This window comes from Methylomonas sp. Kb3 (assembly GCF_002834115.1).
GTDB classification, from domain to species: Bacteria; Pseudomonadota; Gammaproteobacteria; order Methylococcales; family Methylomonadaceae; genus Methylomonas; species Methylomonas defluvii.
This window is the reverse complement of the sequence record NZ_PIZT01000001.1, coordinates 118315-140660: the sequence shown is the minus strand read 5'-3', so window position 1 is coordinate 140660 and position 22346 is coordinate 118315. Positions and strand designations below refer to the sequence as shown.

Annotated in this window: 25 protein-coding genes, 1 tRNA gene and 1 CRISPR repeat array; all 26 genes read right to left on the bottom strand. The window is 53.3% G+C overall.

Features of this window, described 5'->3' with window-relative positions:
- Positions 1-78: 78 nt before the first annotated feature.
- Positions 79-1206: a CRISPR direct-repeat array (repeat unit 29 nt; unit sequence CGGTTCATCCCCGCGGGTGCGGGGAACAC).
- A gap of 139 nt (positions 1207-1345) precedes the next feature.
- The 26 genes from cas2e to moaB all read right to left on the bottom strand — a co-directional run bounded on the left by cas2e (position 1346) and on the right by moaB (position 22300).
- Complete coding sequence (cas2e, locus tag CWO84_RS00710; RefSeq protein WP_101051491.1) at positions 1346-1669, bottom strand: type I-E CRISPR-associated endoribonuclease Cas2e; 324 nt, start codon at positions 1667-1669, stop codon at positions 1346-1348.
- Entirely contained in the window at positions 1650-2534 is an 885-nt protein-coding gene (gene cas1e, locus CWO84_RS00705) for a type I-E CRISPR-associated endonuclease Cas1e (RefSeq protein WP_240617927.1), read from the bottom strand. Before cas1e ends, cas2e begins: the two co-directional genes overlap by 20 nt.
- Positions 2535-2596: 62 nt before the next feature.
- Positions 2597-2926: a type II toxin-antitoxin system RelE/ParE family toxin gene (locus CWO84_RS00700; RefSeq protein WP_101051490.1), complete on the bottom strand. Its 330-nt coding sequence runs from the start codon at positions 2924-2926 to the stop codon at positions 2597-2599.
- Positions 2923-3198 carry a type II toxin-antitoxin system Phd/YefM family antitoxin gene (locus CWO84_RS00695; protein ID WP_101051489.1) on the bottom strand — a complete coding sequence of 92 codons (276 nt, stop codon included), beginning with the start codon at positions 3196-3198 and terminating at the stop codon, positions 2923-2925. The genes CWO84_RS00700 and CWO84_RS00695 overlap by 4 nt, the downstream gene beginning before the upstream one ends.
- A gap of 47 nt (positions 3199-3245) precedes the next feature.
- The gene (gene cas6e, locus CWO84_RS00690) at positions 3246-4124 is read right to left on the bottom strand and encodes a type I-E CRISPR-associated protein Cas6/Cse3/CasE (protein ID WP_101051488.1); all 879 of its coding nucleotides are present in this window, start codon (positions 4122-4124) and stop codon (positions 3246-3248) included.
- On the bottom strand, positions 4124-4906 hold the full coding sequence (cas5e, locus tag CWO84_RS00685) for a type I-E CRISPR-associated protein Cas5/CasD (RefSeq protein WP_101051487.1): 783 nt from the start codon (positions 4904-4906) through the stop codon (positions 4124-4126). The genes cas6e and cas5e overlap by 1 nt, the downstream gene beginning before the upstream one ends.
- A gap of 9 nt (positions 4907-4915) precedes the next feature.
- On the bottom strand, positions 4916-6049 hold the full coding sequence (cas7e, locus tag CWO84_RS00680) for a type I-E CRISPR-associated protein Cas7/Cse4/CasC (RefSeq protein ID WP_101051486.1): 1134 nt from the start codon (positions 6047-6049) through the stop codon (positions 4916-4918).
- Positions 6050-6065: 16 nt separating this feature from the next.
- Positions 6066-6629, bottom strand: coding sequence for a type I-E CRISPR-associated protein Cse2/CasB (casB, locus tag CWO84_RS00675; RefSeq protein ID WP_101051485.1), 564 nt, complete (start codon positions 6627-6629; stop codon positions 6066-6068).
- Complete coding sequence (casA, locus tag CWO84_RS00670) at positions 6630-8204, bottom strand: type I-E CRISPR-associated protein Cse1/CasA (protein ID WP_101051484.1); 1575 nt, start codon at positions 8202-8204, stop codon at positions 6630-6632.
- Between the two features lie 25 nt (positions 8205-8229).
- Positions 8230-8436, bottom strand: coding sequence for a type II toxin-antitoxin system HicA family toxin (locus CWO84_RS00665; RefSeq protein ID WP_101051483.1), 207 nt, complete (start codon positions 8434-8436; stop codon positions 8230-8232).
- On the bottom strand, positions 8433-8636 hold the full coding sequence (locus tag CWO84_RS00660) for a type II toxin-antitoxin system HicB family antitoxin (protein WP_033158589.1): 204 nt from the start codon (positions 8634-8636) through the stop codon (positions 8433-8435). Before CWO84_RS00660 ends, CWO84_RS00665 begins: the two co-directional genes overlap by 4 nt.
- Positions 8637-8684: 48 nt before the next feature.
- Positions 8685-11465 (bottom strand): CRISPR-associated helicase/endonuclease Cas3, encoded by a 2781-nt coding sequence (locus tag CWO84_RS00655; RefSeq protein WP_101051482.1) that lies wholly within the window; start codon positions 11463-11465, stop codon positions 8685-8687.
- A gap of 234 nt (positions 11466-11699) precedes the next feature.
- A complete protein-coding gene (locus CWO84_RS24250; RefSeq protein WP_165786248.1) occupies positions 11700-11951 on the bottom strand; it encodes a J domain-containing protein in 252 nt (83 codons plus the stop codon).
- A gap of 303 nt (positions 11952-12254) precedes the next feature.
- Positions 12255-12653: a DUF805 domain-containing protein gene (locus CWO84_RS00645; RefSeq protein ID WP_240617926.1), complete on the bottom strand. Its 399-nt coding sequence runs from the start codon at positions 12651-12653 to the stop codon at positions 12255-12257.
- Between the two features lie 419 nt (positions 12654-13072).
- The gene (locus CWO84_RS00640; RefSeq protein ID WP_133120630.1) at positions 13073-13258 is read right to left on the bottom strand and encodes a hypothetical protein; all 186 of its coding nucleotides are present in this window, start codon (positions 13256-13258) and stop codon (positions 13073-13075) included.
- 152 nt (positions 13259-13410) lie between these two features.
- Positions 13411-14535, bottom strand: a complete 1125-nt coding sequence (locus CWO84_RS00635) for a fatty acid desaturase (RefSeq protein ID WP_033158586.1) — start codon at positions 14533-14535, stop codon at positions 13411-13413.
- 263 nt (positions 14536-14798) lie between these two features.
- Positions 14799-14874, bottom strand: a tRNA-Thr gene (locus tag CWO84_RS00630).
- A 10-nt stretch (positions 14875-14884) separates the two neighbouring features.
- Positions 14885-15271 (bottom strand): phosphoribosyl-AMP cyclohydrolase, encoded by a 387-nt coding sequence (hisI, locus tag CWO84_RS00625; protein ID WP_101051478.1) that lies wholly within the window; start codon positions 15269-15271, stop codon positions 14885-14887.
- A complete protein-coding gene (hisF, locus tag CWO84_RS00620; RefSeq protein ID WP_101051477.1) occupies positions 15268-16041 on the bottom strand; it encodes an imidazole glycerol phosphate synthase subunit HisF in 774 nt (257 codons plus the stop codon). Before hisF ends, hisI begins: the two co-directional genes overlap by 4 nt.
- Before the next feature lie 24 nt (positions 16042-16065).
- On the bottom strand, positions 16066-16812 hold the full coding sequence (gene hisA, locus CWO84_RS00615; RefSeq protein WP_026147134.1) for a 1-(5-phosphoribosyl)-5-[(5-phosphoribosylamino)methylideneamino]imidazole-4-carboxamide isomerase: 747 nt from the start codon (positions 16810-16812) through the stop codon (positions 16066-16068).
- Positions 16813-16880: 68 nt separating this feature from the next.
- Positions 16881-17522 (bottom strand): imidazole glycerol phosphate synthase subunit HisH, encoded by a 642-nt coding sequence (gene hisH, locus CWO84_RS00610; RefSeq protein ID WP_101051476.1) that lies wholly within the window; start codon positions 17520-17522, stop codon positions 16881-16883.
- Positions 17523-17569: 47 nt separating this feature from the next.
- Positions 17570-18163: an imidazoleglycerol-phosphate dehydratase HisB gene (gene hisB / locus CWO84_RS00605; RefSeq protein ID WP_101051475.1), complete on the bottom strand. Its 594-nt coding sequence runs from the start codon at positions 18161-18163 to the stop codon at positions 17570-17572.
- Positions 18164-18212: 49 nt separating this feature from the next.
- Positions 18213-20855 carry an aminopeptidase N gene (pepN, locus tag CWO84_RS00600; RefSeq protein ID WP_101051506.1) on the bottom strand — a complete coding sequence of 881 codons (2643 nt, stop codon included), beginning with the start codon at positions 20853-20855 and terminating at the stop codon, positions 18213-18215.
- A gap of 3 nt (positions 20856-20858) precedes the next feature.
- A complete protein-coding gene (locus tag CWO84_RS00595; RefSeq protein WP_051670349.1) occupies positions 20859-21407 on the bottom strand; it encodes a phosphate-starvation-inducible PsiE family protein in 549 nt (182 codons plus the stop codon).
- Positions 21408-21779, bottom strand: coding sequence for a DUF423 domain-containing protein (locus CWO84_RS00590; RefSeq protein WP_033158581.1), 372 nt, complete (start codon positions 21777-21779; stop codon positions 21408-21410). It abuts the gene before it with no gap.
- Positions 21779-22300, bottom strand: a complete 522-nt coding sequence (gene moaB, locus CWO84_RS00585) for a molybdenum cofactor biosynthesis protein B (RefSeq protein WP_033158580.1) — start codon at positions 22298-22300, stop codon at positions 21779-21781. The genes CWO84_RS00590 and moaB overlap by 1 nt, the downstream gene beginning before the upstream one ends.
- Positions 22301-22346 lie beyond the last annotated feature (46 nt).

Sequence of the window (22346 nt, the reverse complement as noted above, 5' to 3'; positions counted from 1 at the left end):
AACAGAATACGCCCCGCATTCCATGCCTCGACACTTGCACCAAAGCCACGAGTCGATATGAGGAAGGTCAACAACAAGTCATTCATCCCCGCGGGCGCGGGGAACACCAGGCCAAGCTGGTGGTCTCTGCCGATGCGGACGGTTCATCCCCGCGGGTGCGGGGAACACGCCCCGGGCGTTATATCCAGGGCTTTTGCCAGCGGTTCATCCCCGCGGGTGCGGGGAACACTAAGTGCCATCCGTCATCAGCAAAATTTTTGCCGGTTCATCCCCGCGGGTGCGGGGAACACCGCAAACACAATATCCACCTTCTCATCACCGCCGGTTCATCCCCGCGGGTGCGGGGAACACCCCGTTTAGGCCGCTTTTCCGTGCCAGAATCCCGGTTCATCCCCGCGGGTGCGGGGAACACTGCCGGTTCTTATCAAGTCAAGGCGGCGTGTGCGGTTCATCCCCGCGGGTGCGGGGAACACACCTGATTATTCGGCGCGCGCGTGTTGTGATTCGGTTCATCCCCGCGGGTGCGGGGAACACTAATTACGCTACATTTTGCGGGTCAAACAGTACGGTTCATCCCCGCGGGTGCGGGGAACACGTCATGGCTGCTCTCGCCGGTGTATTTATTGTCGGTTCATCCCCGCGGGTGCGGGGAACACTTGAGACCAGATAGGCAACCATATGTCTATTTCGGTTCATCCCCGCGGGTGCGGGGAACACTAGCGGAATTAATTGCCGAATCACACGGCCTTCGGTTCATCCCCGCGGGTGCGGGGAACACCGAATCTAGTTTGAGCGCGTAACTTTTGTTTTCGGTTCATCCCCGCGGGTGCGGGGAACACTTAACACCAGACCCATTGCAAGACGGACACAACGGTTCATCCCCGCGGGTGCGGGGAACACAAACGCCAGCAGAAACACCGGGCGCGTGGAGTGCGGTTCATCCCCGCGGGTGCGGGGAACACCGACATGCCAACCCCGGCTGCCAATGCCAAATCGGTTCATCCCCGCGGGTGCGGGGAACACGAATTTGTCTAGCGCGGCAATTTCCCAATAATCGGTTCATCCCCGCGGGTGCGGGGAACACCCCTTGCGAGTAGGGTAGGTGCAGCATGGACGCGGTTCATCCCCGCGGGTGCGGGGAACACGGTCACGCGGCCGAATTCGCCGTCGAACAGGTCGGTTCATCCCCGCGGGTGCGGGGAACACACTAATCGTAACTTATTGTTACGCATATAAAAATAACCTGGCTAAATTTCCACCAAATTTTTCGGTATTTTCCAAGTTGTTAAAAAGCTGGCGACTACCCTTACAGCGCCCTATACCCCAACAGGAATTTAGTGCACCTTCACCCCGGCCCTCTCCCGGAGGGCGAGCGAGACAAATCGGCCTCTTCCGGCGGAAAAAACGACACCAGTTTCAAGCCGTCCAACTCTACCGGTAGCCGTCTATTCTTTCCTAAAGTCATAAAATCAAAACCGGATTCGGTATTGGTGGACCAGGCCATCACGGCGTTGCCCTCCTCCAAGCCCTGCTCGACTTGCGACCAGATCATCTCCCGCACCTTGGCCGACAAGTCGCCGACGTAAACCCCGGCGCGGATTTCGATCAGCCACACCGCCAAGCGTCCGCGCAGCCTGGGCGGCACGTTTTCAACTACGATGACCAACATCGCCGATGCCCTCCGCATTGGGAATGGCCGGGGCAATGTTTTCCTCGGCGGGTTTAGGCACTTCCAGTTCGCCGGCCGCCAGCACGTCTTCGATGGTGGGGATGATCTTGCGCAGGATTTTGGATTGGCGAAACACATCGCGGCACATCAGCCGCACTTCGCGTTCCGGGTTGGAGTAGTTTTTGGCGGCGATTTTGAAGGCGTGCGGGACGATGTCGTCGAATTTGAACAGGTCGGCGATGTCGTAAACGAAAGACAACGGCTTGCCGGTATGGATAAAGCCGATGGCCGGCGCGTAACCGGCGGCCAGCACGGCCGCTTCGCAAATGCCGTATAGGCAGGCGGTGGCGGCACTGAGACAGCGGTTGGCGGTATCGCTGTTGTCCCACGCCGTATAATCGTAATTGCGGCCCTTCCAGTCCACGCCGGCCTGCTTGGCCAGCAACTGGTACAACTTCCTGACTCTGGCGCCTTCGATGCCGCGCAGTTGTTCGACGCTACGGCGCTCGGGCGGTTTTTCGCCGAAACGGATTTCGTACATTTTGCGCACCACCTTCAAACGAGCGTCGTCGTCCAGCGCCAGTTTGGCCTGGTAAAGCAAGCGGTCGGAACGCGCGCCGCCGGGTTGGCCGGCTGCGTATAACCTGACACCGGCTTCGCCAACCCAGACCAGCAAAGTCCCTGCTCGGGCCGCCAGGGCGGCGGCGTGATGGGAGACGCGGGTGCCGGGTTCCAGCATGATGCAGGCAATGGAGCCGACCGGAATGTGGGTGCGGATGCCGGTTTCGTCGATGACGACGAAGGCGCCGTCCTTGACATCTATCTGGCCTTTTTCGATAAAGACCAGCGAGACACGTTCTTTCATGGCAATGGGTTTTAGGGGTGGGAGCATGGGTAAAATCATCCTTAATTTTGGGGATCGTTCGGCTAGAGAGCGCCTATCAATCGCTGGGTTAACAGCGTTTGCATATCCCGGCGCCCATCCAGAATGGCATGGACGACCACTTGTTCAGGCATGCGTTGATAGACGATGCGATAGGGTTTTACGATGAGTTGTCGATATTGGCGAATGCCCAAACCCAGTAACCCTTTAGGTACGGTTCCACGCTCGTTCAAATCCGCGAGGCTATTGACGGCTGTTTCGAGGGCGTCGATGATTTTTGCCGCCACCTTATCACTGACTTCCACTAAGAAATAATCATTGATAGCCAGCAAATCGGCCAAGGCCGGTTCGGTCAGCCTTACCGGAACACTCATGCCAAGCCGCGCCGCTTACGTAAACGACTAAACGCCTCTGCGCTGGACACCGTTTTGCCTTCCGCTAGCGCTTGCTGACTTTGCGCCAACATTTTCAGCAAGGCCAGGGTTTCCTGAGTTTGCTCGTAATCGGCAACCGACTGAACTACCATCGCCGCCTCGCCGTTTTGGGTGATGACCATAGGCTGGTGATCGGTTTTTAATTTTTCGATCACCTCAGCGGCGTTGGCTTTTAAGTAACTGATGGGTTTTATGTTTTCGGATAGTTTCATTTGGTTTTGCTCGCAATGAAATAAATTCAGACTGAATTAAGTCCGAATTATAACCGCCGCACCATCAGCAAACCACAACCAAATGCCTTGGCCCGGCCCAGGCCGGTGAACAGGGTTTGGCGAAATTTTTCGGCGTCGGTGATTTGCAGTTCGCCGGTGAAATCGACCGAGCTAAAGCCGGATTTTTCGCCTTTTTTGACAGCCTTTTGCTGCAAGCCGTGCCATGCGTAAGTGCTGTTTTGCAACTTGGGTAAACCGTCATCGCCGCTCAGTAACGTAAATCCGCAACGCTCGCCTTGCTTGATCATCCAACTAGTCAGTGCCTGATCGACGCAGGCTTTGATCGCCCATTCCAACTTATCAGCCAAGCCGGAAATTTGCCCCAAACGCTCGGCGTAGTAACGATCCCCAGCCAATAATTCGGATAATTCAGCCTCCAACGCCGCCCCGCCCTTTTCCAGTAACAGCCTTTTGTAAATACCTTTATCGGTTTTGGCGGGCAAAGAAACATCCAGGCCATGCGATTTGATCAACGACGCCCAAAACTGCAATTGCGCATCCATCGCCACATCATGCTTTTTGCCTTGCCGACTGACCACTGGGTTGACCCGGCAATCGAATTGCAGGCATAGGCCGTTCGCCAATCGTGGGTCGTATTCTTTACTCTCGACCTTGAACAACGATCCTTCAAGCTCAATAGGCTTATTTTGCGAAACGACGTAATACAAGGGCTCGCCGCGTACCGCCGGCGACGGACCAATCTGTTCGCGGGCAATTTCTTCGCGATAGAGAAAAGTCCGTTTGTCCTGTTCCGGGAACAAATCCCATAACAATTGATGACAACCGTAAACGTTGCCTTCCAATTCCCTCGCCAACTGCGACGATTTGTAAATATCCGGCCGTATCCTGACCCTGGAAAAATACATCACTCGCCTCCCTGATAAAAATAATGTTCCTGACGCGGCGCGAATTGCCACCGTTTGCGCGATAAGGGTTGATCGTGGCGAACGCGGGTTTGCCGGAGCTGCAAATCGATGTCTTTGGCAAAGTCATCAGGCTCGCCTTCCCAGTAATAATGGCGCTCACCACCGGCATTCAGCCAATAAGCATCTTGCTTATCGGGTTGGCCCAGTGCGCCATCTGCCTCCTTGTGCGGCAATAACGGTTTATGCAGATAGGCTTTGAACGCCGACAACAGATCGGCTTGCTCGGTCAGCAATTGCGGATGCAACGGCGCGGCCAGCGGACAAGATTTGCGCCCCAAATACAAATGGAACACCGGCTTGCGCAGTTTTTCCTCGATTTGTATCAGACTGAACGGCGCATCCGGTAAAGCGCGCAAAGCCACGACGGCCAGGGCATCGCTACGGTATTCGCGGCTGGACAATATCGTGCCCAAGCGCTCCTTGCCCAACACCAATTCGTCGCGGCGGGTACGGTAAACAAACTTGCCGGCCGAGTCCGGCACTTGCGCAGTATGGTAATCGCGCAGCAATTGGCCGGTGCTGAACACTTCGACGGCCACTTGGTAACCATTCTGCAAGCCGGCTTGTTGCGCTTCGTCGCTTCGCTCTATACCCAGCGCCGCGCCGACCAATCCCAATATCGCCGACTTGCTCGGATAATTGGCGCTATGCCGGCTTTCGCCAACGGCGATTTCACCCCAACTCGCCATCGGCCCGTATAAACGGAATAACAATAGGTCCATTGCCGGCTCCTATTGGCCGACGAAGTCGAGTAATCCGGCCAGTGAAACTGGCGCTATTTGTGACTCTACAGATTGCTCTTGCTGGCGTTTTTTCAATTTTTCAATCACGTCTTTTTGCTGCTCTTGAGTCAAAGCCGACAACAATCGACGATCTTCGGCACATTCGCCATAAACACTATCAAAGGTAAAGCACTGGTCGAGCAAAGCGGCAACGGCTTTAACACTATAATCTTCGTGCGAACGATCAACTGGCTTTAGATACGCTACCGACAAGGAACGCGGCTGCTGATCGCCCTTTTCCGCCAACACGAACGACGCATAAGCCCTGGACGCGAAGCTGTTTTGCTTGCCTTCCGGCGCAACTTTGACGGCGGCTTCGGTCAAGGCGCGAATGGCTTTATTCGCAAGCTCGGCGTTGCCATCCAGGTTTTTGATCAGCAACTCGCGGTTGATGCAGATGTAGGCGTAAAACAAACCGGCTGCGAAGCGGGTTTCGCCGATGTGGGCGGCACCCATGTCGTCCTGGCCGTTGTTTAGATCGTCGACGGCGGTGAAATAATCGTCTTCGATCACCACCGGATGCACGCTGATGGCGTGCGCCACTTGGCAAGCAGCTTCGATGTTGAAGGCCGGGCTGGATGCCAGCATACGGCCGAACAAGGCAATGTCCACCGCCTGTTCCTTGACTCGCAGCAAATTCAATTCGTCTTTTTCCGGCGCTCGCTGTTCGGCAATCAATTTTGCGGTCAGCACATCCAATGCCGACCGTTCCGCAGGACTGACATGCACCAATTGTTCGATTTCCATTTCCGCCAGCGGGTCGCTTTTGTCGGTTTTTTTCAACGCGCCGAATACCTTGGCAATGTCCTTGGTCCATTCCTTGGCGTCTTTTTCTTTAACCCCGCCTGCCAACAGCTTGTTATAAATCTCCAGGCCAAGCAATTTGGTCCGGGTGCCCAAATGGCCGGCAACCGCCGCCTGGAACATGTCCGAGGTCCGCCAGGTTCTTTTCAGGCATTGCGACGACACCCGCAAGCGGTCGTAACCTCCCATCTTCGCGGTTTTCGGGCTGCCTTGATCGTCGCGGTTCAGGTTGGCGGGCGGGTAAGCGGTCAGCAAATGCAGTTGAATGAAACGGCTCATGTGTCTCTCCTTGAAATTAATTTTTGGGTAAGGCGGTGAAATAGTCGGTGGCCCAACGCACAGCAAGGCGGTCTTTGGGATAGCGGCCCAGCGGCTGATTAAACTCCTTATGCCAATGAATGATGTCGTTGGTGAGCGACACAACATTGGCGGTTTTGCCAAGCAAACGAATCGCGCGCAGCATGCGCCGATAAAAGTCTTCGACGGTTGGGCTTTTTTGCAGTTGCTGAAAGCGCAACTCGCTCATTGGCGGCTTGGCTTTATCTTTGGCCGTACCCAACTGAGCGGCAAAACGGGCAGTGGCATCGTTGGTTTCGACATGCGCCAGCAAACCAACAATAGATGCGGCGACCAACAAGCGCTGCTCGGGCGACACCTTTTGCGGAAAATCGTCCGGCATTTGCCGTAAGAAATGGAAAAAGGCGTCGGTCAACAAAATGTCTTCCGGCGCTTCGGCGCGGCGTAAACGGGCGCGGGCGCCACGATTACCACCCCGGTCGCCGTCGTCGCCGTTCAACCAGCGATGCCAGGCCAGCAAAGCCGGTAATTCCTCAGAAGTTAAAAAATAGTTCTCGCTCATTTAGGCAGCCTCCTCCGTTTTGGCATGGGTTTTCAATTGCTTGACGATTTTGTTGCCGTGAAAACGGCCTAACATGGATTTCCGGGCGTTGATAATCCGTTTTAAATCGAGGTCTTCCGGGGTAGTGCTTAAAGTTGCAACTTCAAAAACCTCGATCATTTTCGATCTCAACGCTGCAAACCAATCAGCGTAAATGTCAGCCGGGGCCATACCACCGCCGTCCGACAAGGTAGCCAAGCGTTCCAAGAGGCGGAAAAACTCCGCTTCGCTGGCTTGCCAAAATTGCGCGTCGATTTGGCTCATGTCGCCTTTGGCATCTTCTGGGCGTCGAAACCAGGCGGCTTTGACTTCGCTACGCAAAATCTTCACGGTTTCCCGTGCCGCGGCTATCAATTCGCCAGCCCAACCGACAAGGTTGCGTTGCTGCTGTGCGGACAGATAAAACACCGGAAACCTCGCTTCGTACCAGCAACGCGCCTTCATGTTGTCCATGTCGTAACCGAAGCACCACAATGCCGCTCCGCCCCGGTCGGCCAACTTGCGACCGCGCTCCTGGTTGTATTGGCAAACAATTTTGGCGGCTTTGTCGCCGTTGCTATCGTCCTGCAAGGCCAAGCCCAACCAATGCCGGTAACCCAAACCGCCTTGCTGGCCTTTCAAAGACAACGGTGGATTGACCTTTTTCGGATCGTGACGGTACGGCGTTAACGGATGTTGCCAAGCGCCATCGTAATTGGTGCCATAGTTTTTAGTACGGTATTCGCGGAACAACGTCTTGGCATCGCATCCGCATACATCGCAAATACCCGGCTCAGGAGTTTCGCTCAAGCGAATCCGGCGCGGCATGCCCCAATAAGCGTGCAACGGATGAACGTCGACCGGCGTGGTGATTTGGCCTTTTTCAGAAGTGCGGGTTTTGTCCAACCAGGGCATGATGGATAGTTCCAGTTTGTCCAAAGGTTGCAGGTCTTCCTGATTGAACACGTTCAACCAAAGCTTTTGCCACAACGTGGTTTGGCTAGCCTTAGGAAGCACCAAGGTCGTCAAAGGCCCGCCGCCGCGCAAGCCGACCCGATGTCCGACACCGCCGGATGGCGCGTTGGTTTGCAAGGTAAACAATGCGCTAGCCGCACAGCTTGGGCATAGCTGGTTCGCCGAGCCGCGTTTAATGAAGTGGTCGAGATTGTCTTTCAGCGTTTTACCGCCGGGCGCTTCGATCAGCAACGCCGCGATAGGCTTGGCTTCACCGTCCGGCAGTGCCAAATCCTGCAAAAATGCCGGGCCGTTATCGCCAGTCAGTTCGAACGCTGGCGAAAGTGATGACAAACGACCTTGCAAATCTGTGGAGTCAGGCGCCTCTTCCCAGTATTCCAACCATTGATCTTCGTCTTCGGGTGCAAATCCGGTTTGCAGCAGACCGATCAGGAACTGATACAACGCCCCATGAAAATCCGGCCTCGGCGCGTTGATTTCGATTACCGGGTTTTCGGTCTCGGCGATTTGCCAGGGCGCGGCCAAATCGTGTAAGCCATTTTGGCGAATGACCGGTATCCAGCGATCCGTTATTAAATTCATCTTGTCTCCCTGCTTGAACTTGAAATTACAATTCGGCTTCGCCGATGTCGGCCATCTTCATGATCTGCTTTTGCAAGCCGATCTTTAACGCACTATCGCCATGCACCGGCACGGAGATCCTGGTGATGCTGCCCGCTTTGGCGTAAATATGATGGCTGCCGTTGATTCGTTTTAAATCCCAACCGCGCATCTCCAGCAATCGGCACATGCGCTTGCCGCTGATAGCCTTCACACGGCAATCTCCATGATTCGGTCGTTACTGCCAACGCTGGCCTCATCTATATCCACCGATAAACACCCTTCCACGGCTTCATAAATATTGCTTAGCAACTCGTCAAAGCTTTCGCCTTGGGTTACACAGCCCGGAATCGACGGCACTTCAGCCCAGTAACCGCCTTCTTCGGCTTCGTGAATGATGACTTTTAATTTCATACCAGACCCTCGTAAATGGAATTGAACAATTCATTTTAAACACTCTTTTCAGTCTGCCGGCGTATAGCCAGCAAATCCATCCGTCGCCGAATACAGATTTTGCCCATCGAGCAAAGGCAACACTTCCAGCCAACGCAAGGCTTTTTGTTCGTTTTTCAAGGTTTCGACTTGCTGCTTCAGTTCGTCGGGAAGTTGTTGGCTAACCTTTTTCCATTCGCGTTCCGGCAATTTGATGGTGCTCATCGCCCAGGCGTAACGCTCGACATCGGCGTAAGGTTTAAGCTGACCGTCAACCAGCACAGCCAACGCCACCGAAATACTTTCCTCTTCGGTAAGACGTGTGGGGATTCGGGTTTCCTCATCCCACTCGCCGCTTTTCCGGGTATAGCCTTTGTCCAGCTTCAAGACATTCAAGTCGGCCATGCTCCGCTGTACCATGGTTTTGCCTTCCGCGTCGAAGGAAGCTTCTTGCAATGCAAGCGGTATCCGAGCCTGCGCTTCGTCGGCATACACGCCTTCAATCAATTCCCGCGCATCGTCCGGCATGGCGAAACCGCTTTTATCCTCCAATAATCGGGCCGACAGCCATAGCTGGCCGACATGCGGATAAACCGCCTGGGTACCGGCGTGATCCGGCTTCAGCCAAACGGCGTTTGCATCTTCCGACGGCGCCGGTGCATGCAGATAAAACACCGGTTCGCCGCGGCCATCATCCGCGCCTTGTTCCCGCAAGCGATTGCCTAGCGCATCGCGGACATGGCGGCGCAAGCGGCCGGCGCGTTGAATCAGTAGATCGATGGGTGCCAAGTCGCTGATCAGTACATCGAAATCCAAATCCAGCGATTGCTCGACCACTTGAGTGGCGATCAGAATTTGGCCTTTGCGGGTGTCATGGTCAGATTGCTCGCCGAATGTCTGCAAGGTGCGGTTTTCGATGGCTTGCCGGTCTATCATCGCAAAACGGCTATGGAACAGCGCCACTCGATCGGCAGGAAAGCCTTGGCTGAGCAATGTTTGATAAGCCTGCCGAGCCGATTTGACGGTATTGCGTATCCAACAAACGCAGAGGCCTTGCTCGGCGCTTTGGCGAATTTTGGCAATGATTTGTTCTTCGCTGTCGAGGCGTTGAACGTGAACCGTGCGTTTGACTTCGGATCGGGTATCGATGGGCGTTTCCACAGTTGCCGGAAGTTGTCGCAAAAGTCCCTCACCCTGCCCTCTCCCGGCGGGAGAGGGTTCTGTTTTGACTGTCAGACTACTTTTTGCTGCCGGCGTGTGAGTCGCCAACGGGTAAGCTGCCGGATAGGCCAAACTCGGCGTGTCCAACCCGAGTCCACGATGAAAAGACGCGGTCAGATTTTCGCGCATGGTTTGCGGCAAGGTGGCGGACAGCAATATCGCGCTGCCACCCTGCCGCGCATGAACTTCCAATAATGTCGAAAGTAGTTCTCGCATATAGCTGTCGTAGGCGTGAACCTCGTCCACCAATAGTACTTTGCGGCCCAATCCCAGCAAACGCAAGGATTGATGCCGCGCCGGCAATACCGCCAATAAAGCTTGGTCGAGCGTGCCGACGCCGACATCCGCCAGTAAGGCTTTTTTGCGACTGTCCGCCAGCCAGGCGTTGCAGTAAGCGGTAGCGCTCAGTTCCTGATCTTCCTCGAGTCGGCCGTTCTGATAATCGGTATCTAGATTTGCTTGCTCGGCCAGTAGCACCGAATCACGAAAGGCTTGCGACAATTCCCGAGCACCATGCGCCAGTACCAACGATGGCTGTTCGCCGACTTCATAAAAGCTGCGGTAGACCTTACCCAAGCGCTGGTACATGGCGTTGGCGGTCGCCATGGTCGGCAAGCCGATGTACAGACCGTCAGCCAAACCTTTTGCAATCAAGCGTTGCGTCAAAATCAACGCCGCTTCGGTTTTGCCGGCACCGGTGACGTCTTCGAGGATGAAGAACTGCGGTTGATCGGTCAACGGCTCTTCGGCAGCGTATCGTTGTAACGGCGTAGGCTGCTGGATAAAGGGAAACAGGGTTTGCACGGCTTCGAATTTTCCGGCTACAGGCGGTTTAGGCAAACCGGCAAGCACTTGTTTGGCCTTGGGTAACGCAAAGTTTTGCCAATATTCGGAAAGCAGCATCGGCTTGGCGCAATAAGTGAAATGCTCCTGATTCGAACCCAACCAGTCGGCCAACACGGCTATACCGGCGAATTGCCAGGACAACGGCTTCAGGCGTTTATAAGGGTTCTTGTCCGCTAGGGGCTGAAAGTCGAAATCGGCCAGAAAGCAATCCAGCAAATGCTGCACGAAGACGAACGCGGCCAGCTCGTCGTCGGCCTCGAAGAAATTACCAAGCCGAAAGCTATCCAATTTCGGCGGCATGCCGTGGTGGCCGGTGACGATTTCCAGCCAGGGATCGATTTTGTTGATCCAAGCAGTTTGACCCGCCGGAAGGTGTTGCACCAATTTTTCTTGCAAAACGTCCCGCCAAAGCGCAAATCCTAGGCTATCGTGACGTTCAGAATAAGTCATTCTCGGATTCGTCTTGACCAAATCGCCCGGCATACCAGTTCGCAAGCCTTGGAATGCACGAGCGAATTTGCCCAGATCGTGCAGGATAAGACAAAAGGTAAACCAACGTTGCAGCCATTCCGGCTCGACTTGCAGGCGCATTGCTAGTTGCTTACAAACCGCTGTATTCGGAGCAAGCCAGAGCGATCCTACCGCCGCCACATCCAAACAATGGTAAGGCAATAAATGATAAGCCAGACCGTCATCGGCTTCTGGCTCGGCTTTACCCCAATATTGGAAATACGATGCTGTCACGCTCAGTCCTTGATTTGATTGAAACCCATATCCGACAGATATGTTACGCCGCCAGGTAGTGTAGTCGTTTGCAGGTATTCATAAATGCTGAGTCGATCCGGCACAGCAAGAGTTCGGCGTTTGTTAAGTGCTACGCCGCTGGTGATGCTTACACGCCAATGTTAAAAACCGATGGCCGGTTAAAATCGTTTAGCTTTTGTCAGCGCCAATCATCCTAAAACCAACTTGGCGATGTCACACCATGCCCTGCTCTTGCAGCATGGCGTAGGCGGCGTTGATTTGTCGGGTTTCTTCCTCGGCGAGTTGTTTGATTTTTTCGCCAAACACGCCGACTCGGTCCGGGTGGTATTCGGAAATTTTCTTTTTGTACGCCGCTTTGATGTCTATCGGTATGGCATCAGCAGTTAGACCAAGAATTAAATAACAATCCGCTAACGATTTGATGTGTTGACCCTCTTCAGGCAGTTTTATTTCGGTTATATACACATTCCGATGCTCATCGGTATCCAGTTTGAACTGAGCTTGACAGCGTCGGCATCGCGCTTTGTTACCCTCGATGGGCAACGTAAATTTAATGCGTTGCGCACAGGATGGACAGGAAATTGTCCTTACGTTCGCAGGCGTTCTAAGGGTGGGCTGTTTCTGATTTTGATTTTTTCGTCGAATTTTTCTGGCATTTAAGACCAGCAGCCCGACCAGAATAATGTTTAATATTAGCGATGCGAGCAACGCAATAGTGGTTATCATCCCGGCTAATTGACTGATCGACGAAGTTTAAAATGAAGGGGGTTAAACAGGCGGAGCCCCGTACTCGTTTGCACGGTCATCGCCTTTTGACACCATCCAGATGAAATACGGAATGATGCCGATGATGGTCAGAATAATCAGATACCACCAGCCGCTATGCCCGGTATCGTGTAATCGGCGGATATTAACGGCCAGCGAAGGAAATAGAATAACCAAGTTGGTGATCGCCGTGACGGTAGCCGGCTCGCCGTAGGACGATTGATCAATGACTCCCGCCATCATCGATACCAATAGCGTGAACAGCGCAAACCACCAGTATTCAGCGCGTGATGCTCTACCTGTAAAAACAAATGCCTTTGCAAAACAGCCGGACACCGATTCGGTAAACGTCATATTCCGTCCGTTAGCCACTGGCCCGCGATAGCCGTTATTCACTTGCATGGCTGCGCCACACTCAAGGCAGAAATTTGCATTGTCCGGGTTTTGTTTTCCACAGTTTGGGCAGTACATTTTGCGCTCCGACAGACTCTTTAAGTGACGATATTACTGCGATATGGAAAAATGTGTAGTCCGTGCGCACATTTTTATGCCGTTTCGTTAGTCGCCTTGACGATAGAGATGCAACGCTTTACGAACCTGACCAGCCACCGTGCTTACACTGTACGCCAGTAACTAAACCAATCCCGGCAAATAGCGAACGCACCCTCTCGCCAAGTTTATCGCTGCTTTCAACGACACGGCAGGTCCAGAAAAATCAGGTGGAACCTTGCCTGAATGCGTTTACACAAAACCGCTGGCAGTCCTCCGCGAAAAGGCGGCGTAACACGACTAAACCGCGTTGCACGGTTTACCCGGGTTAACTATTTATTCTGCTCGTCCGCCGCATCGTTGTTGTCTTTCGGCGCGGCATCGACAACGCGCTTTTTCGGCTTCTTAATAGCGGTCTGCTGATTGATCCGTTCAAGCTGGGCTAGAAAGTACGAGTCGTAATTCCAGTTTGGTTTTGCTGCGATGGGTTCGGGCTTGATATCTCTGATGTCGCTCATAGTATTTTCGTTGATTACACTCGTTTGTGGGCAGATTAACTGCATTGACATAAATTAGCGCGCATCGCCAGTCACCCAGAATCGCATAGGCTCTTCGCCTAAAACATAAAGTTTGATTCAGTGGGTTATTTAAACAACTCGCGCTGGACGTATTAAACAGTCGCCGGCTTCAGCATTGAGGTTTTGCCTACCATAATATCCGCGGCTTTCAGCATGCGTTTAAATACCGATTCCTGGCAGTAAGGAATATTATGTTTTTCGCACAGCGCTTTCACTTGCGGCTGCAATTTTTGGTATTGGCTTAGCGGCAAATCCGGCCATAAATGGTGCTCAATTTGATAATTCAACCAACCGTAGAAAAAATCATTGAAATTAGACCCGGTTGGATAATTGACCGAACCCAAAATCTGCCGCAGATAAAACTCGCCTTTACTATGCGATTTTTCATCGAACATCATCACGTCATCGCCGGCATGATTGGGGATCATCACCAGAAAGCTATGCATATTGGTGAAAATTTCCGCCAGAATCGAATTGATCAATACACTGACAGCGGCAAACCCGCCCAGCGGTAAGAATAGCAGCGGTATTAATACAAAACGATACGCGCTATAAGGCAATACGCTTTGCAGCCATAGCGCCTTACCTTGCGGGGTAAACAAGCTCCAGGCACCGATACGTGTGGTCTCGGGCTTGGGTTTACCTTGCAGGCGGGCGGCATTTAAAACCAATTCTTTATGCGTGCGCGGGGTGTAATAAATGATTTTCCAGATACCGGAAAACAACGCCACGATGGCATAGCGTTGCCACATCGGCAGTTTGGATTGCCGCAACCATTCCATATTGTGCTGGGCATTGTTGGGATCGGTCTCCTCACCCAGGTTGTAATGATGCAATAAATCGTGTTCGTGATGCCAACCGGCCGGGGTCATCCAATCCGGCCAATCCAAAAACCGCCGCCAGCCCTTTGCAAACTTCTTGCTGGTGTAGTTTTTGTCCACATCCCGCATTTTATCGAAGGCTTTATGCACGATGGGGTGGCCTACCCCGGTCCAGCGGGAAAAACTACCCTGACTGATCAACAACGCGGAAATCGGGTTGGGAAAAATCCAGGCGGTCGCGTAACCCACGAGAGAGCAAACCTTGCCCCAACGTTCGACTTTTTTTAAATGTTCGAAATCGGCAGGACCAATATCGGCTAACGCTTGTTTGTGAATTTGGCTGATGTCTTTGGCTAATTGTTCGCGATCAACCGACTGGTAACTATTTAAACTCAAAATGTGTTGTCTCTGTAAAGTGCAAGGAAAGGATTTGAATACCTTCGGATAAAAAGTCAGGATTTAAAGCGTCCGGACGGCGCTTAAAATTAGCGGTTGCGGCCTATAGGGTCGGAACTAACCAAAACTGGCCGGCCAAAACGGTATAAGTCTATAGACCATCCGCATCTTTGCACGCGCTATCAAACTCCCCGACATCCCGCGCGCGAGTATAACGAAGCAACTTTTGCAAATGTCTAAAAAGGATAGAGTGTTGATTTAAATGGTGCCGGCAATAGGAATCGAACCTACGACCTTCGCGTTACGAGTGCGCTGCTCTACCTGCTGAGCTATGCCGGCGTGTGATTGTCTATTTGTAGATGGCTTTGGGGTCTTTGAGTACCGGCTCGGTGGCTTGCCATGCACCATCTTTCAGGCTGCGGTAAAAACAGCTTTCCCGACCGGTGTGGCAGGCGATGCCGCCTTCCTGTTCAATTTTAAGCAATATTACATCAGCATCGCAATCCAATTGCATGTCGATGACTTTTTGCCTATGCCCGGACTCCTCGCCCTTGCGCCACAAACGGTTGCGCGAGCGGGACCAATATACCGCATAACCTTCGGCAACCGTCAAGGCCAGTGACTCGCGATTCATCCAGGCAAACATCACCACGCGGCCGCTATCTTGCAGTTGAGCGATGACCGGAACTAGGCCGTCTTCGGTCCACTGGATTTCCTCCAGCCAAGGGATGCTCATAAGCGCACCTCTATACCTCTGGCTTGCATATGTTTTTTGGCTTGCTCTATCGAGTATTCGGCAAAGTGGAAAATGCTGGCTGCCAAGACCGCATCGGCTTTACCTTGGGTAATGCCGTCGGCTAGATGGTCAAGATTGCCGACGCCGCCGGAGGCGATGACCGGAATGCTGACCGCTTCGCTGATCGCACGGGTCAAAGCCAAGTCGAAGCCGGATTTGGTGCCGTCACGGTCCATACTGGTCAAAAGAATTTCACCCGCGCCGTAGTCTTTCATTCTGACGGCCCATTCGACGGCATTGATACCGGTCGGTTTACGGCCGCCGTGGGTAAAGATCTCCCAGCGGTTTTCCTCGCCTTCCTGACTGACTTTTTTGGCGTCGATAGCCACCACAATACATTGCGAACCAAACTTTTCAGCCGCTTCCTTAACAAACTCCGGGCGAAATACCGCAGCGCTGTTGATGCCCACTTTGTCCGCGCCGGCGTTGAGCATGCGGCGGATGTCTTCCAATACCCGGATGCCGCCACCCACGGTCAGCGGGATAAATACTTCGCTGGCCACTTGCTCGACCACATGGACGATGGTGTCGCGGTTGTCGTGGGTGGCGGTGATGTCCAGGAAGGTGATCTCGTCGGCACCCTCTCGGTCGTAGCGACGGGCGATTTCCACCGGGTCGCCGGCATCGCGAATATCGACGAACTTCACGCCTTTGACGACGCGGCCGTTATCGACATCCAGGCAGGGAATAATACGTTTGGCTAGGCTCATGGTTTACGATTTAGCAGCATTAGCTCAGACATCTGCTCCGCCGAAAGACTCGGCCAGTTTTTCGCCTTCGGCAAAATCCAGCGTGCCTTCGTAGATGGCCCGGCCGGTGATGGCTCCCATGATGCCTTCGTGGGCTACCTCGCCCAGCGCGCGAATGTCGTCCAAGTTAGTGATGCCGCCGGAGGCAATGACCGGGATGTGCACCGAGCGCGCCAATTTTGCAGTGGCTTCGACATTGACGCCTTGCATCATGCCGTCGCGGGAAATATCGGTGTAGATAATGGCCGCGACGCCGTTGGACTCAAATTTTTGCGCGAGGTCAATCACGTCGTGGCGAGACAGTTTCGACCAGCCGTCTATCGCTACTTTGCCGTCTCTGGCATCCAGACCGATGATGATATGGCCGGGAAACTCAATCGACACGTCGCGCACGAAATGCGGTTCGCTGACGGCCTTGGTGCCGATAATCACATATTGCACACCGGCTTCCAGATACGCCTGGATGGTGTCTTCATCGCGGATACCGCCGCCGATTTGCACCGGCACATCGGGATAAGCCTGGACGATGGCGTTAATAACCTGGGCATTTTTCGGTTTACCGGCGAAGGCGCCGTCCAGATCGACCAGATGCAATCTCTTCGCCCCTGCTTCAACCCAACGCCCGGCCACAGCCACCGGATCGTCCGAGAATACGGTATCGTCTTCCATACGACCCTGGCGCAAACGGACACATTTTCCTTCCTTCAAGTCAATTGCGGGTATCAGCAACATATTTAAATCTCGACAGTTAAAACACTAAATCTAAAGGTTAGTAAAGCCAACATCTAAGGGTTGGGGAGTTACGCGGTTCCATCCCAGGCCAGGAAGTTTTGCAATAGCTGCAATCCGACAGTCTGGCTTTTTTCGGGATGAAATTGCACGGCAAACATATTGTCTTTTGCCAGTGCGCAGGTAAAGGCTTGCGGATAATCGGCCGTCGCAGCGCTGTGGCGCACATCGTCCGGCGCTGCATAATAGCTGTGTACGAAATAAAAGCGGCTATGGTCCGGGATGTCGTGCCAGAGCGGATGCGGGTTTTGCTTAACCTGATTCCAGCCCATATGCGGGATTTTCAAAACATTACCCTCGGCATCCAGCATGTGATCGGCAAAACGGCGGGCATGACCGGGGAATATATTCAGACAAGCGATGCCATCGTTTTCCTCGCTGTCGGTCAACAAGGCCTGCATCCCCAGGCAGATGCCCAGAAAAGGCTTGCTTTGCGCTACTTCGCGGATCACATCTGCCAAACCGCTATCGTTCAGGGCGTGCATACAATCGCGTATCGCGCCGACGCCCGGAAATACCACGCGATCCGCAGCGCGGATTAACGAGGCATCGGTGGTTATTTGTACGTTTACCCGGCTATCGGCATGTTGAAGCGCTTTGGCAATGGAATGCAGATTTCCCATTCCGTAATCGATAACGGCTACTGATGACATAAAACTAGAGATACAAGGTCGGGGTTTCTAGGCGAAAAGTGTGGGAATTATAGACTGCCCTTGGTGGAAGGCATGATGCCGGCCATCCGCTCGTCATGGCTGATTGCCATCCTGACGGCTCGGCCGAATGCCTTGAAAACGGTTTCGGCAATATGATGAGCATTGCCGCCCTTGATATTATCGATATGCAAGGTCACGCCGGCATGATTCACAAAGCCCTGGAAAAATTCCTTAAATAAATCCACATCGAAACTGCCGATAAAGGCGCGTTTGAACTCCACTTGATAGAACAAGCCGGGCCGGCCGGAGAAATCTATTACCACCCGCGACAAGGATTCGTCCAGCGGGCAATAGGCATGACCATAGCGATAAATACCTTTTTTATCGCCCAGCGCTTTGGCAAAGGCCTGGCCCAGCGTAATGCCGATGTCTTCCACGCTGTGATGGGCATCGATATGTAAGTCGCCATGCGAGACAACCTCTATGTCTATCAAGCCGTGCCGGGCGATCTGATCCAGCATATGATCCAAAAACGGCAAGCCCGTCGTAAAAGAGGCCGTACCGTTGCCGTCGAGATTAATGGAAACTTTGATCTGGGTTTCGAGCGTATTGCGCTCAACCTGAGCGGTGCGTGGGTTCATGCTTAATGCGGATGGCTTATTTCGGCGCTAGTTTACGTGATTGTGACGGCTACGCCAAACTCTTGCTGGCGATCTCATAGACATCTTTGGATAGATGCTCGGTAGCGACGATACGCTGTAATTGCTGTTTCATCAAGCCCTGCCGGGCTGCATCATAACGCCGCCATTGCGCCAACCCGGTCACCATCCGCGAGGCGATTTGCGGATTGAGGGTATTCAGCGCCAACACTTGGTCGGCCAGGAAACGGTAGCCCTCGCCGTTTATGGCATGAAAATGCAGCGGATTGGCTTGGCTGAAAGCGCCAATCAATGAGCGCACGCGGTTGGGCGTTTTCATATCAAAAGCCGGATGTTTCATCAAGGCCTGCACGGTGGCAAAGGTGTTGGGCATGCTGCTTGTAGCTTGCAAGGTAAACCATTTGTCTATCACCAGCGCTTCCTGCCGCCATTGCACGTAAAAACTATCCAGACTTCTGGCCTTGGCCGGATGGTTACTGTTGACGATGACCGACAACGCCGCCAACTGATCGGTCATATTCCGGGCGCTATAAAACTGCTGCTCGGCGATATGATAAACATCCTGATTTTCCAGCTTGCTCAAATAGCTCAAGCAGGCATTTTTCAAGCGCCGCCGCCCGACCGCACCGGCATCGAAACTACCGGATTCGTCGCGGTGATGTTGCTGGTACAACTGCTTAAACTCGGCTTGCAATTGGTCTGCCAAGGTCTTTTTGACAAACTCGCGGGCTTGATGGATAGCTTCAACATCAATAACAGCCATTTGCCCGGATAAATAACTTTCTTCCGGCAGCGCCAGCAACAACGCTTGATAAGACAAATCACCGCCGCTATCGGTCAACACGCTGCGATAGGCATCGACGATAACCGGCTCCAGTTGCAAAGGCCGGCCCAATTCTATCGCATCGATCAGCTTGAAAATTACCTGCACGGCCAGTTGCTGTCCCGCTTCCCAGCGGTTAAATGTATCGCTGTCGTGCCGCAGCAAAAACGCCAATTCTTCCAGGCTACGCTCAATCTTCAAGGTAACAGGCGCGGAAAAACCTCTTAATAGTGACACGACCGGCTGCTGAGATAACTTATCAAAGCTAAAAGTTTGCTCCGCTTCCGTAACATTTAAGGTAATTTCCGCCTGACTGGAACCGTTGTAATGAATCTGCGCAGCCGAACCGTCGGCAGCCAGCAAACCCAGTTTTACCGGGATATGTAGCGGCGCTTTCACCGGTTGATTAGGCGTAGGCGGACAATTTTGTTGAATGGTCAAATGCAGTTGTTGAGATTCGGAATCGTATTGCTGGCTCACCGTCAACACCGGCGTACCGGCTTGCGAATACCAAAGTCTGAACTGCTTCAACTCCACGCCATTGGCGTCTTCCAAAGCCTTGACGAAATCCTCGCAAGTCACCGCCTGGCCGTCGTGGCGCTGGAAATATAAATCACAGCCCTTCCTGAAACCAGCCGCGCCCAGCAAGGTGTGCAGCATCCGCACTACTTCCGCACCTTTTTCATAGACGGTTAGCGTGTAGAAATTGTTGATTTCGATATAGGCTTCCGGACGAATCGGATGCGCCAACGGGCCGGCATCTTCGGCAAACTGCCGGGTGCGCAAAGCGTTGACGTCTTCGATGCGTTTTACCGCCGGCGACGTGCGGTCGCCGCTGAATTGCTGGTCGCGGAACACAGTAAAGCCTTCTTTCAAACTTAACTGAAACCAGTCGCGGCAAGTAACGCGGTTACCGGACCAGTTATGGAAATATTCGTGACCGATCACGCCTTCGATGTGCTCGTAATCGCTGTCGGTGGCGGTGTCGGGCCGGGCCAGCACGAATTTGGTGTTGAATACGTTCAAGCCTTTGTTTTCCATCGCGCCCATATTGAAATGGTCGACCGCAACGATCATGTACAAATCAAGGTCGTATTCAAGACCGTAGGTTTCTTCGTCCCAACGCATCGCGTTTTTCAAGGACTGCATGGCGTGCGCACATTTGTCGACATTGTGCTTTTCGACAAATATTTCCAGTGCGATACGCCGACCGCTCATCGTGATGAACTCGTCGGCGACGCATTCCAGTTGCCCTGCCACCAGGGCAAACAAATAACAAGGCTTGGCGAACGGATCTTCCCAACTCACCCAATGCCGATTGTTATCCAACTCGCCTTGGCCGACCTTGTTACCGTTGGACAGCAAAACCGGATATTTACCCTTATCTCCGGTCAAGGTGGTTTTAAAGCGGCTCATCACATCCGGCCGGTCCAAAAACCAGGTGATTTTCCGAAAACCCTGCGCCTCGCACTGCGTACACAGCATACTGCTGGATAGATACAAACCTTCCAACGCCGTGTTAGCTTGCGGATTGATGACGTTTTCGATGACGATTTGAAACGGCCTGTCCTGCGGTACTTCATGCACGACCAAGGCTTCCTCGCCCAGCAAATACTGGCTCTGCTCCAGCGCTTGGCCGTCTATCGCGATACTCACCAACTGCAATTCCTCGCCGAGCAAGGTTAATGCGGTACTGCTGTCTTGGCTTTGCGGATTGCGGCGTAAACTCAAGGTTGAGCGGACCTGCGTGTGTTGCTCGTCCAGGTCGAAATTCAGTTCAATCTGTTCGATCAGATATTCGGGCGGGGTATAGTCTTTCAGGAAAACAGTTTGCGGGCTTGCATCGCGCATCATTTATCGCTCGTCTTGTTTGACAGGTTGTGGCGGTTTATAGGAAATCAGCCAGTAAGTAAGGCCCAGCGCCACGATGACCGCGGCAATGGCCGTAATGTAAGCCGGATCCAAATCCTTGAAATCCAGCATGATCACTTTTCGGGCCACGGCCATCAAGGCAGTGGCTATGACCATTTTAATCGGTAGCGTGTCGTGTTTGATGTACAGCGTGATGTTGATAAATATCTCTATCGCGATCAACACCGCCATGAATGACCCAAAAATCACCAGTATGTCGGACACCGTCAGCATCAAAAACGGCGCCGCGACCACCCGTTGGTACATCACATAACCCACATCAGCCACGCCCCACAAGATAACCAACACCATCAGCACCGCCAATATTCTGACCGCGAAATGAATGACCGCGTGCAGGACTTTGAGCATGGCATCTTCCGGAATCGGCGGTACTTTTACTTCGTGGCCTTCCTCGCGCAAATTGCGGTTAGCGCTGGGCCGGGAAGATGCCGGTGGCGGCACGGAAGGTCGAACGGGCGGTTTACTGTCCATCTACAACTCCTGGTTTTTCTGCCAAGCCACATAAGCCAACAAGGCCCATGCGGCTAAAAAAGCCAGGCCGCCCAACGGCGTGATCATACCCAGCCAACCGATATTCAATATCGCCAGTAAGTATAGACTGCCGGAAAACAGCACAACGCCCGCCACCAAACACCAGCCGGCCCAGCGCAGCAATTTATGTTCCGGTAACACTGCGATCAAAGCCAGAACCAACACATGCCACATCTGGTAGCTTACCGCGGTTTTGTAAACATCCAGCAGATGCTCGGATAATAAATGCTTCAAGCCATGCGCGCCGAATGCGCCCATCGCTACGCCGATAAAACCGCCAACCGCGGCCAGAAACAAAAAAGGCGGACGCATTATTTCTCCAGCAGGCGCGGCATCAGTTGCACCAGATTACACGGCCGGGTGCGGTAATCCAATTGTTCCTTGATTAAGGAATCCCAGGCAGTCCGGCAAGCACCGGACGAACCGGGCACGCAGAAAATATAAGTGGCGTTGGCCACGCCGGCGATAGCCCGCGATTGCATCGTCGAGCTTTTGATGTCCTGGTAGGAAATCGTCCGAAACACTTCGCCAAAGCCATCCAATACTTTATCCAACAGCGGTTGAATCGCTTCCGGGGTACCATCGCGCCCCGTCACGCCGGTGCCGCCGGTGGTGATAACCGCATTGACCTGCGGATCGGCGATCCATTGACTGACGGCGGCGCGGATTTGGTAAATATCATCGGGAACGATTTTTTTGTCGATCAAGTTATGCCCGGCCGCAGTCAAACCGGTGACCAAGGTTTGCCCGGATACGTCGTCTAATTCGGTACGAGTATCGGAGACAGTCAATACGGCGATATTAATCGGAATAAACTCTCGGGCTTGGCTCACAGTGCGGCTCCAGATAAAGGCTACCGCATTCTATGTAAAGCGCCGC